Here is a 16,041-nt window from a genome sequence, read left to right as displayed (position 1 = left end):
TTTCCGTATATAGTGGCATTTATATTTTATCTACCGCGATCGCGCTCTAAATCTTCAATTACTTTTTCCAAATACCACTCGTCTGACATCCCAGGATAGTAATCTCGTTTTTGCTGAATCAATCGTTCGGCAATTTCCCAATATCCCCCAACCATTCGCAAAACTCGCTGACGTAGGAGGTTATATTTTTGCTTTTTTGACTCTGGACTAAATTTTTGGATTTTTTCTAGGCTACTTAAAACTTGTTGATAATTTCCCCAGTCTTCTTGTTCGCAAAAGATTTTCGCCGCCTGTTGATAATCTTCTACGGCGTTTTGCATTTCTTCTAAACAAGTATGGGTAATGCCGCGATTGTAGTAAGCTTGAGGATCATTAGGATTGATTTGCAATGCTTGGGTGTAATCTTGAATTGCACCAAGATAATTGCCCATTGCCCGATAGGCATTACCTCTGGCAATATAAACTAAGGGATCTTCAGGTTGCATCTGGAGTGCTTGGTTAAGATCCGCGATCGCACCTTGACGATCGCCCAATATAGAACGCGCTTTACCTCGGTTGCGATAGACGATGGCATCTTGAAAATTTAATCGCAATGCTTGATTAAAATCTGCGATCGCTTCTCGATAATTCCCCATTTTACAACGCACAACCCCACGACAGCAGTAAGCTTGGGCATCTTGCGGATCGGCTTTTAATATCCAATTTAAATCGGCGAGTGCCTCTTGCGTATCTCCCTTTTCAGCCTTTTCTAATAATTGCGTGAAATAATCATTTGTGGATAAAATTGGCACATTTAGGGAACGCGATTCTCCAACCGCAGGTTTTTCTGGGGATTGTAGCTGTTTAATTCGTTCCAGACAAAGACGACAATTCTCTTTATCCTGTTGCTCTAGATATAACCCAGCAGCTTTTTTAAAGTTAGCGATCGCATCTTGAATAGAACCCTGTTTGCGCCGCACCATCCCCCGCAGATTATAAGCAGCAGCATAATTGAGATTGAGCCGAATAGCGCGTTCTACATCCTCGAGCGCCCCCGGCAAATTTTTCAGCGCCACCCTAGCCAATCCACGACAATAATATGCCTCTACACTCTCAGGATTAAGCTTCAGGGCTTCGGTATAATCAGAAACAGCATTAAGGATTGCACCTGAGTCATAATATGCCAAACCGCGTTGCAAGTAAGCTTCAGTAAAGTAAGGTGTCAGTTCTAAAGCATGGTTAAATTCCTCAATTGCTCCAGCGTAGTCTTTTCGCCTAGCCTTTTCCAATCCTCTATTGTAGAATTCGTCATTCATGGCATTTATTTGGTTGATTGAGTTAGCTGAATTCCAGCAGGTTTACTTTGTAGCCTAACCTATGCACTTACCCTTAATATTCTAAGTATTCAGCGTGGCCTTGTTTCATTTCGTATTTTCAGTGAATAAAAACGAACACACCATCCTAAGCTGTTATAAATGGAATTTACCCAATGGAATATTGTACGCGTCCAGATTTTGGAGTTAGATTTACTACAAATCTACGCTTAAACTTTGATTACTCTTAAATGAGAATAAATTATAACTATCAGAATAGATATATTAATTCAATCTCTACAATATCAGGAAAAAATAAGTAAACTGCTGAGTTTAATCAGCAGCGCTATTTTTTTAATAGTACGGTTACATCTAATTAAAAATAAAAAAACTGGGGAAATGACTACATTCAATTCCCCATATTTCGTAGATTGTAAAACATCTACAGTTAACTAGAATTATCCTGAAAGTAAGCTAGGAGAAGTCAGTACAAAAATATCCCAACTTCCTTGAGCGTCAGTTTGTGGTTTTATAGGATTGGCGAAATGGAAAAACTCATGGTCATTGACCAATAATAGTTCCCCCGGATTTAGAATTTTGCTAAATACAGGTTTTTCTCTTTTGGCAGTATAGAGATGTGTTTCTCCACCTTGAATATTATCTCTATCTACTGAAAAAACACCAATAAAATCAGTCCCATCTTGATGGATACCTTCAGGTGCTGGATTACCCCAATTATCTGGCGAACAATTAATTCTAATTTGATGAACTCCGATTTCAGCTTCGGGATGAAGTTTACAAGAATCGCTAAATGCTAAGACAAGTTTTCTAAAATTATCAAGTTTTATGAGTGCATCATCTAATTCTGCAAACTCTCTTTTTACGTCGCCCACTAATGGATTATACTCCTTACTTTGAAAGAAGTAGCCATGAGGTAATTTGATTAACTCATTTCCAGAAACTGTGAACCGAGATAATCTTCTCGAACGATAGTTGCCTTTGATATAAGGGTCAATAGGCATATTACTAAAAAATGGCTTTAAATCTTCTAGATTTATCGAATTTACCTTTCTTAGAGTAAACAGAAAAGCATATTCTAATTCCGTTGATGCCCACAGTTTTTGCATAGGATTTACCTCCTTGCACTTTGAAATTCTCCCAGATTTATCTTTATGGGAGGCTTATAACACTTAGTATATGCTAATTAATATTAACATGTTGTCAATTTGACTACAAAATTTGACACTTCATGATATAAAGGTGCAAAAAAAACCCAAGTATATAACGAAATGTAAACTTAGCAGATACCTTACAAATTCCTTATTTCACCGTTTTTAGAAAACTAAACATATATCGGTTTTATCGTGCCTACCTACTGATGTGAAGTTACTCAATTTCTGTCAGATGGCGGAGTAGCTGCTGAAAAGATTTGCTGACGGGGGTTTGCTAGAGAAGGAATCAACGTATATTTACTAGCAGCAACAAGGTTTTATAATGATAGATTGGCTTTACCGTTACCCACCTTTGTATCCCGGTATTTTACTCAAGCGTTACAAGCGGTTTTTTGCTGACGTTCAACTTACTTCCGGCGAAATAGTGACAGCACATTGTCCCAATACAGGGCCAATGACTGGAGTATCAACTCCCCAAAGTGCGGTACAGCTTTCCAAAAGTGATAATCTTAACCGCAAATTGGCTTACACTTTAGAACTAATTCAGGTACATGACAACGAACCGACTTGGGTAGGCATAAATACTTTTTTGCCCAATCGGGTGGTAAAGCTAGCTTTGGCGAAACATCTTTTCCCAGAATTGGGCGGCTATAGCCAAATCAAGGGCGAGGTGGTTTATGGACTAGATAAAAAAAGTCGAGTGGATTTTTTCTTGACGGGGAGTGATGAGGAACGCCCGATTTATTTAGAAGTGAAAAATACAACTTTGTCTGAAGGGAGATTAGCCCTATTTCCTGACACGGAGACTACAAGAGGACAAAAGCATTTGCGAGAATTAATGGCACTACTTCCTCTAACTCGTGCGGTGATGCTTTACTTTATCAATCGCGGTGATTGTATCGAGTTTTCCCCTGGCGATCGCACAGATCCTGTATATGGTAAATTATTGCGGGATGCGATCGCTCTCGGTTTAGAAGTCTTACCTTGCCGTTTTGACATTTCCCCCGAAGGTATTCGTTATTTGGGTTTGGCGAAACTAAAAATTTGATTACACCTAATCGTCATTCATTTTTCCAGAATGATTCGCTTGTAGTAAGGGCTTCAGCCCTGCCTTCATGCAACTTAAATGCCGATTAGCTTACACCTAATTAAACATTAAAGATGTTGCAATGCAACGTCTCTAAACGCATAAAACAATAAATCCATCTAGACATTATCTAGATGGATTTATTGGTAATTGGTGTTTATTAAAAAACATCCAACCAGGCTGTAATTAAGAAACGACTATAGATAGCTGGGCTATTCTAACGTTTGCTTATGCAGGAATCAAAACTGTGTCAATCACGTGGATGACACCGTTATCAGCAGCAACATCTGCGGCTGCAACGGTTGCATCATTGATTTTGACGCCATTAGAAGCATCAATCTTTACATCTGAACCTTCAACTGTTTTAGCTGTCTTCAGCTTAACAACGTCAGCAGCCAATACCTTGCCTGAGACAACATGATAGGTCAAGATTTTCTTGAGCTTAGGAATATCTTGAAGTAATGCGTCTACTGTACCTGCTGGAAGCTTATTAAACGCTTCATCAGTAGGTGCGAAGACGGTAAATGGACCTTCACCTTTCAGTGTATCTACTAGACCAGCTGCTTGGATTGCTGCAACTAGTGTCTTGAAAGAACCATTATTAGTAGCAGTGTCAATGATGTTGGCCATGTGCTTTACCTAGTTCTGTGTAACTTGTTACAAATCTAAACTATTTGTTTAATAAAATCTATCTATCGTTAGGCGTATGCCAAATAAAATTTATTATTGATACCATAAATGATTGTCTATAATTTTTATACAAGTGGGAAATTATATATACATTGTTTGCGCGGATGAGTTACAAGCAACCTCCTGGATGCGTAGTTTACCGCCGCAGGCATCGCTGTTAGCTAGTATCAACACAGCATTTTATACCAATAAAAATGGTATAAGAAGAGTTTTCGCTATTTAGGAGTTACCTGAAAAGTTTATTATTATCCTTGCTAAATAAGCAATTTAGAGCTTATTCTGTATTCTTATTCCTTTGCCCTAGCCTTTTGCCAGGAATTTTAACCAAAAATATTGGTATAAGGGTATTTACTTGATATTATCTCATTATCAGACACATTTCACTTATTGTTTGTGTAATCCTACTTGGAAATAATCAACGGCCGATCGCACAATACGGTTCAGTTAAGAAAATTTATCTTTTAAGGCAGCCAGAGGAGGCAGGAGGAGAAATCAGGGTAAGCGCATGTTGTCAATAACAAGACCTCAATCTCAATAAAGTCCAAAATAATCGCATTTAATGCTTACTTATTGAGAATATTTTAGGCTCGTCGTAGACATCGCCTTACCCTTTCCATAGCTCAATAAAGTTCAAATTTGATAGTCCCATGCAACTAAAACTCTGCCACAATTTTGATTTGCAGGCACAGCTTCCAGCATCTTTTTCGGTTGAGGTAAGTTGAGATTCTTCATTAGTTCGATGAACTGGTTGCGGCTGCGACCTGCAAACCGGGGATTCCAGTGCTTTTCTTCGCCAATGGTGGATACTGTCTGCCCTTGGTAGTCGTGACCGGGATATACCAAAGTATCATCCGGTAATGTGAATAGCTTCTGAGTAACGGCATCATACAGCGATCCAGCATCGCCGCTTTGGAAGTCGGTACGACCGCAACCTCCGATGAACAGGGCATCTCCAGTTAATAAGTGAGTGTCGTTGACTAAGTATGCCATGTGGCTGTCAGTGTGGCCAGGAGTAGCGATCGCATCAGCAGACCAAGCATCTTTCACATAACGGTTGTCTAAAACAGCTAGCGGTGCAGGCAGAATTGCTGGGAAATTGCCCAACGCTAACACCGCCTTTTGCACATGCAAACATTGACCGCTGCTCAGGTACACTATTGTGTTGTGAGGTTTAGTCTCGATGGCGATCGCTTCATCCACAATCTTTTCTAGCTGCACATTGGCTGCTGCATTTGCCTGCGCTGCTTGCTTTTAAAGTCGCCTGCACATAGTCCCCATACACCCGACGCGGAACGAAGGTAGATGGAGTTACCTGTTCGTGCCCATTTTCGTGCAGCCAGTTGAGGAAGTGATTTGGTTCATCAGCAAATGCGCTCATCTTACCCGCCGGCACATTCAGCAAGTGACAGTCCACTGGAGTCCCGTAAGCAACCCCTCTACCCACTTCCGAATTACGTTCAATCAACTTGATGGACAATGGCATGGTTGCGTTGCGTAAAAGATTGGCTGCAACCAGAGAACCGCTAAAGCCACCACCAATAATAGCGATCGCAACTGGAGAAACGGTTAGGTTAAAAATGCTGTTGTTCATAGGACTTGTCAGTTGCACTTGCTGCTTTCTACTCATCAATTTACGGCCGATAAACTGAAACTTATGCATGTTTGAAATTGTGAGATGCATGAATTGGCTCAAAAAACCACATAGGCACATGAATAAGTGGGAATTACACTTGAGTACCCAATTTCTCAAATTGAGAGAGTGGGGATCGTTAGATTACACAAACTAAAATCTAGATGAGGAAAGGTTTTGGAACTATTTATCTAAAATTTATGTATCTATTGCATCCAAATCCGATGCAAATACCGTGGTTTTTGATTAATATCAAAAAAGCCTTCAAAAGCGATAATTTTACTTCTAGGATTGTCAATATTTTCTGACAATATTAACAGTCAAATTCCAAATAATGTTTGACTTAATCTCAAAAGAGACTATTTATAAAGTAAATATGAAGTAGGGTGGGTTACGGCTTGGAACTAACGCAGCATGTTATCTGGCAGTGCATTAAGCGCTTCGATCGTGTTCTTCGTGACAAATTAGATCGAGATATCCGCATAACACACCCTACGGTAATTTTATTTTTACTTTATAAATAACCTCTCAAAGCAATATAGAGGTATTGACAAATACAGTAGCCATAAATCGATTGTGAGAAAATAATACGGTTGTGAATGTCACTAAGTATTGGGTGCAAAATGTGGAGACGTTCGCTAACTGAATTGAACGAAGCCGATCGAAAACTTCGTGAAATCAAAAGCGCATTTACACACAAACTTATAAGGTAATTAAAATGACTTACGATTCAGAAGATGTGCAAAAAATCCTTCAAATAGCACTAACTCGTAAACAGGAAGGTGAATTTTCACGAGAACAACTTCTAGAAATGGCATCTGAGTTAGGCATTTCTTCTAATATCTTGGAAACAACTGTACAAAACTGGTTAGCTCAACAAGAAGAGGAACGTTTGCGACACAAATTTAATAGTTTTCGACGCAAAGGCTTTTGGAAACATTTTGTTTCCTTCTTAGCCGTGAATTTATTCCTTATACTCTTAAATTTAATAACTAGTCCTAGTTATTTTTGGGCTATCTTCCCAGTATTAGGATGGGGGTTAGGATTATTTTTTCATTGGTGGAGCGTTTTTCAGACTAAATCAGAGGATTACGAGATAGCCTTTCAGAAATGGCGGGCACAAATTTAACTTCTCCCTAGTTGGAAAAATGGAAACACCAACGCACAGCTATGCAGCCCTACGAGTTGAGAGTAATCTTTCACCCACAAATGGCGAAATTTCCGTACTTAATACTTTGCTGACTCCACTATTGAATAGGATTCTCCCAGTACTTGGATGAATTTGTCTTTAATAGCCTGAAATCTGCTTGGGATAAGGATTACCACTGCTTATGCTCCAGATTTGTCCAACGGATAATGAGGATTTATCCTCTGAACTCACCCCACGGATAAATCCGAGGCAACCTTAAACTTGAGGAGTTTTATAACTAGTTCCTTTGAACCCTGTGTTTCTTAATTTGCCAAAATAGAGCTGTAGGCTAGAATAACTACGCTTTTAGCATAGTTTGATTGCCTACACTCAGGAGCAAGGGTCGGCTGGTTTGAAATAAGTAAGAGGAAGGGAGTATGGACAACAATAACTGGTTGCAACAGCTAATGATGGTGGGTCTTGGCACAACGTCTTTAGTAGCAGAAAAACTGCGGCAAGTCAGCGATGATTTAGTTAAAGACGGTAAGCTCAATCCTGAGCAAGCTAAGGCGGTAATAGATGATATTGCCCAGCAGTTAAAGTCGGAACAGGGAAACTTCGATGTCCAAATGCAACGGCAAATGCGAAACATGATGCAGGATTTGGGGGTGGCTCGCCAGTCGGAAGTGGACGAATTACGGGGTAGAATTGACCGTTTAGAGCGTCAACTGCGTGATTTGGAAAATAAGCTTTGGCGTTAAGATGTCCTTTCTGATTTAAACTAATTGTGTCCTGTTGGTAATGTTTTTGCCAGGATACCTAAGTAAGGAGAACTGATTTTGAAACCAATTTTCCTCAGCGTGGCGTTCATGCTGGTGTGTGTTGTGCTGTTGATTGTGGGGCAAGTAGGCAGTAAACAGAATACTGCCATTGCTGCCGAGTTAACCCAAACGCCGCTAGCGCCCACAGCTTTAACTGAAAATAATACTCTAATTGCGAGCAATACTATGTCTGATGATGCTAATGCCGTTACTACCCCGTCTGGATTAAAGTATGTCGAGTTAAAAGAGGGGACTGGGGCGACTCCTCAATCTGGACAAACGGTTGAAGTTCACTATATCGGCACTCTAGAAAATGGTACTAAGTTTGATAGTTCGCGCGATCGCGGCCAACCCTTCAGCTTTAAAATTGGCGTTGGGCAAGTAATCAAAGGTTGGGACGAAGGACTTAGCACAATGAAAGTAGGCGGTCGTCGTAAGTTAATCATCCCCCCAGAGTTAGGTTATGGCTCTCGTGGTGCTGGTGGTGTGATTCCGCCTAACGCCACTCTGCTGTTTGATGTGGAATTGCTGGGAGTTAAATAAGGGCTGGGGATTGGGGACTGGGGGAATTATTAAAAGAAGTTTCTATTCTCTCTGTTCCCAATGCCTTATCAAATAAATTAGGTATTTCAAAACACAGATGGGACAAAAGTACAGCTATAAAACATCAGATAAAATATCTGTAATTTAGAGCGGACTGCCGCGACTATACCAACAATCTAAATGTCAGACTAATACGCCCGGATGTTTCTGGTTGCTTGAGAATTCCATGCTTCCAATATTTCTGCGTCTTCTGAGGCATAAAAAGTAGAGAACCACTTTTGAGTAAGTAACTATGTTCAATGCTTTTGTCTTGTTTATTTTGAAATGTAATTATTCTTTCAGCCCCTAACGAAATAATAGAGATACCAGTATCATCCATGAGTTCATCAATTGAGTCGGAGTGAAATCCCATTGTTGAGTTACCATTTGTGTAATAATTTACTAAACAGTTGTTTGGTCGAAACCCAAAGTGTTTTTCAAGCCGATCGATAATAGGAATTAACTCATTCAGCATCGGGCATGAGTTGTAATAAATGTTTGAGTAGTTATATGGTGAACCAAAACTAGCGGTTTTTCGTGCCCGTATACGCTCATCCCAGTTAATTATGGATATAAGACTATCAAATAGAAAATGACTATTCGGCAAAAATAGATCGTTAATGAGTAAATCAGGCTCATTCATTGCTCAAATAAATTATTTGAACTCGCTAAATTTTTAAATTTTGAAACTTTGTAAACTGTGGATTAAACAAAAGTTTCGCAGTACCTGTAGGCCCGTTGCGATGTTTAGCTATAATCACTTCTGCAATGCCGCGATCGGGAGTATCGGGAGAGTAATATTCATCGCGGTACAACATTATTACTAAATCCGCGTCCTGTTCAATCGAACCCGATTCTCTCAAATCAGATAACATTGGACGCTTGTTAGTACGTGCTTCCACCCCTCGGCTTAACTGAGATAAGGCAATAACTGGTACAGATAATTCCCGCGCTAAACCTTTGAGTTGACGCGTGATTTTTGACAATTCTTGTACGCGATTATCACCTGCTCCTTCCATCAATTGCAAGTAATCTATTACAATTAATCCTAATTCAGTTCCAACTTCCGCTTGCAGTCTTCTTGCCTGACTACGCATTTGTGTAACTGTAATATTCGGCGTATCATCAATATAAATTGGCATCTCCGAGAGAATACCAATAGCACGGCTTAAAGGTTCCCACTGTGTTTGGCTGAGGCGTCCAGTCCGCAGATAACTACTTTCAATTTGCGCTTCACTAGCTAATAAACGTTGCGTCAGTTGCTCTTTTGACATTTCCAAGCTGAAAAAAGCAACTGGTAATTTATAAGAAGCGGCGATATTATGAGCAAGGTTTAAGCAAAATGCTGTATTGTGTACACAGATATCATTAGCAACAAAATTGTGTGTTTCTGGAATTGTTAAGTCATAAACTTGCTTATTACCCACAAACTCAATAGAAATAATTTCATCCCAATATACATCGCTGGTTGCTAACTGCTGAAGTGGCAAATTCTCTAAAGCTGTAGCTAGTATCCAAAGTCTTTCCCGCCTGAAAGCACGTTTACCAACATGCATATTTGTATAGCCTTGAATACCTGCGCGTCTGGCTAAACTACTCCAAGTTTCATTGCCTTTTGCTACTGCTATTTGTTCCCAAATCTCTACAGGTATCAAGTCACGATTAGTTTGATATCTTTTTTGAGATATTGCTGCTGCAACTTTTTCTATTGCTTCTTCTTTACTGAAGATACCTATTTCTGTGATAAAAGTTTTGATAGATAAGGCATCAGTAATATCTAATTGCCACGCTGGTCTGCGGGTGTTTTTATACTTGACAGACCGTTTTTTTAGTGATGCAATAATGCCAAATCTTAATAAAAGATGTTGAATTTGCCTTGCTAGTTTCTCGCTGACTGTTCCATAGCCTAACTGTGATTGACCGCTAGCAAGTAGTGCAGCCCATCCATCAGTAGCAAACAGACGATTAAGGAATAAGGCTATTTGCGATCGCTCTAATTTAAAAACGATGTTTGGGATAGTTTTATAATGAGCATCTTTGCCCCACAAACCTAATTCTTGTAACCAAAGTGTTAACGAATTTTTTCGATATTTGCTCATGCAAGCAAATCCATGAGTTCCAAATTCTTCTGACTCTAATTGTAAAATCTCGCATAATAGATCAAACGTTTCTAAATTTGGTACACACTCTCCTTGCTTCCAAGCGCAAAGTAAAGTAGGGCTGACTCCAACTAATTGACTTATTTTTTTTCCTGTCAATGACTGCGATTGAATCTTTAGTTTAAAACTTTCAGCAAAAAGCTGTCTTTGAATAGCAATAAATTCTAAATCTCCACGTACACAAAGTGATGGTGTGCGCCTACCTTGAGAATCTTGCCAGCGAATTTTTAAACCAACAAAATCAGCAATTGCTTGGGAAAATTCTGCTTGCAATAACGGATTACTATTTGTAAATCGTGGAGTGCTGTTAGTTAAGCCACCATCGCCAATTAAATATGCTAATAACTTTACTTCGCACTCACGAATAGTTTCTGTACCAAATACATTTATTGTTCGCGGAACAGCAATCCGATCGCCAACTGTCAGATTTTCTAATTTTTGCCAGCCTTTAATAGTCAAATATGGGTGAGTGATTGTAGTTTCAATAGACCTACCTAAGCGAGTTGTTACCCGAAAAACTGGTTTGATACCATCATCTACAAATGCACAGGGTTGAGTAAAGGTAAATTTCCAGTCGTTGTTTAGCGTCAATAATGAGCCATGACGTTGTTTATATAATTCTTCAATTGTGGTAATTGTTCCATCTGCCAAAACTATTTCTGAATCATGGCTGAGGCATTTTCCCATTGATGGGCGGCCTGCGACAATAATCAAATCAGAACGCTGAAAGCCGCTGGTCATCGCATCTAAATCGTAAAATCCACAGGGAATACCAGGTAAAGCGATGCCTTGATTTCTATCTTCAATATCCTGGAAATTATTAATTAGAGTATCAGAAATGTGAACTAAACCCGATTGGGGACGCTCTTGAGTAACTCCGAATACCTTCTGTTCTGCCCGATCTAAAACAATTGGTAACTCTGTTTCTGTCTCATAACCCAAATGGACAATTTCATTGCCAGCTTTAATTAACTGTCGCCGCAGGTATTTTTCCATCACTAACCCTGCTAAGGCGTCGATGTTCACAGCTGACACTGTGCGGTCTACCAGAGTTGCTAATTTATTTCTGCCACCAATGCGGGTAAGGATCTCATTGTCAGTCAGCCAACTTGTGACTGAGAGTAAATCTGTGGGTTTACCTTGGGCGTGGAGCCTCACAGCTGCTTGATAAATATCTTTGTGAGCGCTAATGTAAAAAGCTTCGGGAAGGAGGCGATCGCTAACTCGACTAATCGCTTCTGGATCTAGTAAAATACCACCCAAAATCGCTTCTTCCGCCTCGATATTTTGTGGTGGGAGGCGATCGCTACCATCGCCTTGAAAACTCAGTTCTTCAGCCATAAACGATTTTAGTTTTGATTTGCTAGAGACGCGATTAATCGCGTCTGTACAAGGGAGACGCGATTAATCGCGTCTGTACAAGAGCTAGGAGTTGTTTCCCCCTACTTCCCCTGCTTCCTCTGCTCCCCCTACTGTCTCCTAGCTAGCGACTACTTGAATATCGACTTGCGCCGCTACTTCAGAATGCAGCTTGATTTCGGCTTGATAAGTACCAAGGTGGTTAATATCGGGGATGGTAATACCACGCCGATCGATTTCTTGACCGGTGGCAGCCTTAATCGCATCTACAACATCCTGGGTGGTGATAGTACCGAAAATCGCTTCGTTTTCACCAACTTGCTTGGCAATTGTCAAGCTGCCAACTTTTTCTAAAGATTCTTTTTGCTCAAGAGCTTGTTGTCTGAGTTCTAATTGCCGTTGACGCTCTTGCTCGCGACGGCGTTCTACTTGCTTGAGAATACCAGGAGTGGCATTGGTTGCCAATTTCTGGGGAATCAGATAATTACGAGCGTAGCCAGGAGCTACTTCCACTAAGTCGCCAGATTTTCCCAGCTTGCTGATATCCTGATTTAAAACTAACTGCACGCGTTTCGCCATCGTTTTCCGTTTTTCCTGTAAAATCTGATTAATTTGGGTTTGGGTAAGATAGCTCACAATGTCAATGCTGTATTCCAAGCTTCTTTGCCTATACCCTAAAGCTTACAGATCGTAGCGAAAGGAAGGGTGCGATCGCAACTATTAGCGATAGAAAATTGATGGAGATTGGGGAATGCCCAATCCCCAATCCCTAAAAGTTATTTCTCATTTCCCGTATCCGCGCAAAGGTTTGCACTGCATCGCTACTCTTAACGGTTGATTGTAATGATGGCTGATCCCAACGTAAAAAGGGATTGGTTCGCTTCTCCACTCCCAACAGCGAGGGGATGGTAGCTTCTCCTCGACTACGGTAAGCCTTCACTTCATTGAAGCGCCTTTCTAAATCGGCGTTGTCGCCATCCACAGTTAGGGCAAATTGCAGATTTTTTAAGGTGTATTCGTGGGCACACCAGATGCGTGTATCATCGGGTAGAGAGCGCAGTTTGCTTAAAGAGTCCACCATTTGGGTCGGTGTTCCTTCAAACAAGCGACCGCAACCGCCAGAAAATAGAGTATCGCCGCAAAATAAATCGCCCGTCTCACCAGCTTTTTCGGGGGGAAAGTAGTAAACGATGTGAGCGCGGGTATGTCCGGGAACGAAGATAACTTCAGCTATGCGGTCTGCAAACTCGACGCGATCGCCTTGTTGCAAAAAGACCTGCTGTCCTGGGATTCTACCACGATCCTCGGCTCCTCCGTAAACTATCAGTTGGGGGAATTGTTCGATTAATTGCTTATTACCACCCACATGATCGTTATGGTGGTGCGTGTTGAAAATTGCTACCAACTCAGCTTTTAATTCTGCCAGTTTCTTTAATACTGGTTGAGACTCTGCTGGATCGACAACAGCGGCGATATTTTGTTTGCGATCGTGTAACAAGAATATGTAGTTGTCTGAGAGTGCTTCCAGACGGATTACCTGCATTACCTCTGCCTCCCTTACAACATAAATGTTTGCTATTGAGTAGCGCTCCTACATTCCAACGAATAATAGTGCTACCTCCACAAGTTATATCAAGTATTTATACTTTAGTTCATTATAACTATAGTGGAATATTAACTATGATATTATACAACCGTGTTAACACGGTAATTATACTTAAGATAAGTCAATTTTATATGAATTTATCAGTGTAATTTCTCTGGGAATAGCTACAAATAGAAAGTTAGATTTATTTTATTATTTTTTGTATTAAAAATAATCAATCGTTAAGTTCATATTTTGCTTATCTCTACTCTATCAGATTTGGCTATAACTAAAACTAGAGTAAGATTTACTTAAAATAAATACATATCTAATTTTCAAAGCAAACAACAATTGTTCATTTGATTTATGTCAACCGAAACTAGAGGATTTATTACAATTTTAACTGGACTTTACCCTTTTCAAGATTGTATTCATTTTTTGGCGGCAATTAGAAAGTTTCATCAAGAGCCAATAATTATTTTAATTGACCAAGTTCCAACAGTCCTTTATCCTTTTCTGAAGGCTTTCAAAAATGTAATTTTAAAGCAGGCTCCTGCAAATAAAAATACTGTTTTAGCATCACGCCAAGCAAAACTAGCTCTATATGCAGCCTCTGAATTTGATAAAACGATTTACTTAGATTCAGACATTTGCTTACTTTCCGACCTCAACGACGTATTTGAGTATTTGGATGAATACGATTTGCTATTAACTGAAGATGTGCAACCTTCTATTGTTAAAGCCACAAATTTATTGCGTGGAAAGCAAGAAGACCTTTTGCCAAATGTTTTGCCAATACTGCAATCTATCGGGTTCCCTTTACAAGCAGATAGTGTGCAATATAATAGCGGTTTGATTGCTTTTAAGAAAGCAGAAGTTAATAAGGTATTTTTTGACGAATTTCAACGTTATTTTGAGATTGTCAAAAACAACCAAGATAAATTACTTTTAAAAGACCAAGGGGCTTTTGCATCTGCGATCGCATCTGTACGCCCTCACATGAAAATTTTACCACCCACCTATAATTATCTCAGTAAGTGGCAGGATGCTTACAATATTCAGGATCAAATTAAAGTTCTTCATTGTACCTATCCTTATCGACCTCAATATGCTAAAAACATTAGTCGTTCTTTATATACAAGGATTTTTGACAGATTTGCTAAAGTATTTTTACCGAATCAAGTTACAAATCCTTGGCGTACTAAATAAAAATAAGTATAAAAATAGTGAAAAACTTTTCCAAAATATCGCTGTTGGTTTCAGATTTATCAAGTGCAGCTATTTTGCGTGCATACTTGATAGCAACAGCCCTCACTAATTTAGAATATGAAGTTGAAATTATGGGGTTTTTATTTGGAAATAACTTATATCGAAATTTACCATCAGAGTTAAACGTTTATAATTTACCAGGTAAAAACTTCCCAGAGTTTTTTGGAGAAATGCACAAAATTTTACCAAAAATTAATGGAGATATAATTTATGCTATAAAACCACAAATAGCGAGTTTTGGAGTTGGCCTACTAAAGAAAATATTTAGCCAAAAACCCTTAATTTTAGACATAGATGATTGGGAACTGAGTTGGTACGGTGGCGATGACTGGCATTATCATCCCACACCTAAACAATTAGCTAGAGAATTGTTGAAACCAGACGGCGCACTCAGGAATCCTTATCATCCTTTGTACGTCAAATGGATGGAAGGTTTGGTTAGTCAGGCTGATGCTGTGACAGTGCATACTAAATTTTTGCAGCAGCGTTTTGGCGGTACATTTGTTCCCAATGGTAAAGATACTTCTTTATTCGATCCCGCTTTATATGATGCTGAGTCCAGCAGAAATCGTTATGGTTTATCTGAATATCGGATTTTAATGTTTCCTGGTGCGCCAAGACCGTATAAAGGTCTAGAAGATGTTCTTATAGCGCTCGATAAAATTAATCAGCCGGACTTAAGACTAGTGATTGTAGGTGGCAGTCCTTATGATGATTACGATCGCCAACTTCAACAAAAATGGGGACGCTGGATTATCAAATTACCAAAGTATCCAGCTGATGTTATGCCTGATTTGGTAGCAGCGGCTCACATTGTAGTCGTTCCCCAGCGAGATACCCCAGAAACTCGCGCTCAATTTCCCCTGAAGTTGACAGATGGAATGGCAATGGCTAAACCTGTATTATCAACGCGCGTTGGAGATATTCCTAAAATTTTAGGTGATACTGGTTATTTAGTCGAGCCTGCTTGTCCCGAACAGATTGCTGAAAAAATTCAATTTATTTTTCAAAATTTAGAGTCAGCAAACCAGCAAGGGATGAAGGCAAGAGAAAGATGTGTGGAACACTATAGTATAGGGGCTATGGCTTCTGTGCTCAAGTCGGTAATTGCTCGATTATGAATCTTGATTGGGTATGGGGCATTGAAAAAGAAATTTTCATTTCCTCATTCTGCCAAATCGGTTCTTCTATTTTATCTAGCAAAATATTTAAAAACTGGTGTTGTAAAGGTAACTGTGTTTTAACGGAGTTGATATCTGAAGATTA

Annotated in this window: 15 protein-coding genes; 6 read left to right on the top strand and 9 right to left on the bottom strand. The window is 39.6% G+C overall.

Annotation, left to right across the window (positions count from 1 at the left end):
- Window positions 1-26: 26 nt before the first annotated feature.
- Window positions 27-1,295 (bottom strand): tetratricopeptide repeat protein, encoded by a 1,269-nt coding sequence (locus V7L01_RS16110; RefSeq protein WP_335036353.1) that lies wholly within the window; start codon window positions 1,293-1,295, stop codon window positions 27-29.
- Between the two features lie 455 nt (window positions 1,296-1,750).
- The gene (locus tag V7L01_RS16105; protein ID WP_335036352.1) at window positions 1,751-2,419 is read right to left on the bottom strand and encodes a 2OG-Fe dioxygenase family protein; all 669 of its coding nucleotides are present in this window, start codon (window positions 2,417-2,419) and stop codon (window positions 1,751-1,753) included.
- 367 nt (window positions 2,420-2,786) lie between these two features.
- On the opposite strand from V7L01_RS16105, the gene sfsA reads away from it, so the two are divergent.
- Window positions 2,787-3,512 (top strand): DNA/RNA nuclease SfsA, encoded by a 726-nt coding sequence (gene sfsA, locus V7L01_RS16100; RefSeq protein WP_335036351.1) that lies wholly within the window; start codon window positions 2,787-2,789, stop codon window positions 3,510-3,512.
- A 267-nt stretch (window positions 3,513-3,779) separates the two neighbouring features.
- Here sfsA and V7L01_RS16095 read toward each other — a convergent pair whose 3' ends face one another.
- The 3 genes from V7L01_RS16095 to V7L01_RS16085 form a co-directional block, all read right to left on the bottom strand.
- Complete coding sequence (locus tag V7L01_RS16095; RefSeq protein ID WP_335036350.1) at window positions 3,780-4,181, bottom strand: fasciclin domain-containing protein; 402 nt, start codon at window positions 4,179-4,181, stop codon at window positions 3,780-3,782.
- A gap of 690 nt (window positions 4,182-4,871) precedes the next feature.
- A complete protein-coding gene (locus V7L01_RS16090; protein ID WP_335036349.1) occupies window positions 4,872-5,459 on the bottom strand; it encodes an MBL fold metallo-hydrolase in 588 nt (195 codons plus the stop codon).
- Window positions 5,434-5,901, bottom strand: a complete 468-nt coding sequence (locus V7L01_RS16085; RefSeq protein WP_335036347.1) for an FAD/NAD(P)-binding protein — start codon at window positions 5,899-5,901, stop codon at window positions 5,434-5,436. The genes V7L01_RS16090 and V7L01_RS16085 overlap by 26 nt, the downstream gene beginning before the upstream one ends.
- Before the next feature lie 688 nt (window positions 5,902-6,589).
- On the opposite strand from V7L01_RS16085, the gene V7L01_RS16080 reads away from it, so the two are divergent.
- The 3 genes from V7L01_RS16080 to V7L01_RS16070 all read left to right on the top strand — a co-directional run bounded on the left by V7L01_RS16080 (window position 6,590) and on the right by V7L01_RS16070 (window position 8,364).
- Window positions 6,590-7,000: a 2TM domain-containing protein gene (locus V7L01_RS16080; RefSeq protein WP_335036345.1), complete on the top strand. Its 411-nt coding sequence runs from the start codon at window positions 6,590-6,592 to the stop codon at window positions 6,998-7,000.
- A 437-nt stretch (window positions 7,001-7,437) separates the two neighbouring features.
- Window positions 7,438-7,761, top strand: a complete 324-nt coding sequence (locus V7L01_RS16075; protein WP_273769398.1) for a phasin family protein — start codon at window positions 7,438-7,440, stop codon at window positions 7,759-7,761.
- A 78-nt stretch (window positions 7,762-7,839) separates the two neighbouring features.
- Window positions 7,840-8,364: an FKBP-type peptidyl-prolyl cis-trans isomerase gene (locus tag V7L01_RS16070; protein WP_335036343.1), complete on the top strand. Its 525-nt coding sequence runs from the start codon at window positions 7,840-7,842 to the stop codon at window positions 8,362-8,364.
- A gap of 163 nt (window positions 8,365-8,527) precedes the next feature.
- On the opposite strand, the gene V7L01_RS16065 is transcribed toward V7L01_RS16070, so the two are convergent.
- The 4 genes from V7L01_RS16065 to gloB all read right to left on the bottom strand — a co-directional run bounded on the left by V7L01_RS16065 (window position 8,528) and on the right by gloB (window position 13,464).
- Window positions 8,528-9,046, bottom strand: a complete 519-nt coding sequence (locus V7L01_RS16065; protein WP_335036342.1) for an alpha-ketoglutarate-dependent dioxygenase AlkB — start codon at window positions 9,044-9,046, stop codon at window positions 8,528-8,530.
- Window positions 9,047-9,071: 25 nt separating this feature from the next.
- On the bottom strand, window positions 9,072-11,903 hold the full coding sequence (gene dnaB / locus V7L01_RS16060) for a replicative DNA helicase (RefSeq protein WP_335036340.1): 2,832 nt from the start codon (window positions 11,901-11,903) through the stop codon (window positions 9,072-9,074).
- A 138-nt stretch (window positions 11,904-12,041) separates the two neighbouring features.
- On the bottom strand, window positions 12,042-12,500 hold the full coding sequence (rplI, locus tag V7L01_RS16055) for a 50S ribosomal protein L9 (RefSeq protein WP_322674026.1): 459 nt from the start codon (window positions 12,498-12,500) through the stop codon (window positions 12,042-12,044).
- 190 nt (window positions 12,501-12,690) lie between these two features.
- A complete protein-coding gene (gene gloB / locus V7L01_RS16050) occupies window positions 12,691-13,464 on the bottom strand; it encodes a hydroxyacylglutathione hydrolase (RefSeq protein ID WP_335036338.1) in 774 nt (257 codons plus the stop codon).
- Between the two features lie 408 nt (window positions 13,465-13,872).
- Between gloB and V7L01_RS16045 the strand changes: the two genes are divergently transcribed.
- Both V7L01_RS16045 and V7L01_RS16040 read left to right on the top strand, forming a co-directional pair.
- Window positions 13,873-14,715 (top strand): hypothetical protein, encoded by an 843-nt coding sequence (locus V7L01_RS16045; protein WP_335036336.1) that lies wholly within the window; start codon window positions 13,873-13,875, stop codon window positions 14,713-14,715.
- Window positions 14,716-14,732: 17 nt separating this feature from the next.
- Window positions 14,733-15,896 (top strand): glycosyltransferase family 4 protein, encoded by a 1,164-nt coding sequence (locus V7L01_RS16040; RefSeq protein ID WP_335036334.1) that lies wholly within the window; start codon window positions 14,733-14,735, stop codon window positions 15,894-15,896.
- Window positions 15,897-16,041 lie beyond the last annotated feature (145 nt).

It is taken from the genome of Nostoc sp. (genome assembly GCF_036917095.1).
In the GTDB taxonomy this organism is placed as follows: domain Bacteria; phylum Cyanobacteriota; class Cyanobacteriia; order Cyanobacteriales; family Nostocaceae; genus Nostoc.
This window is presented reverse-complemented; position numbering and strand designations above follow the sequence as displayed.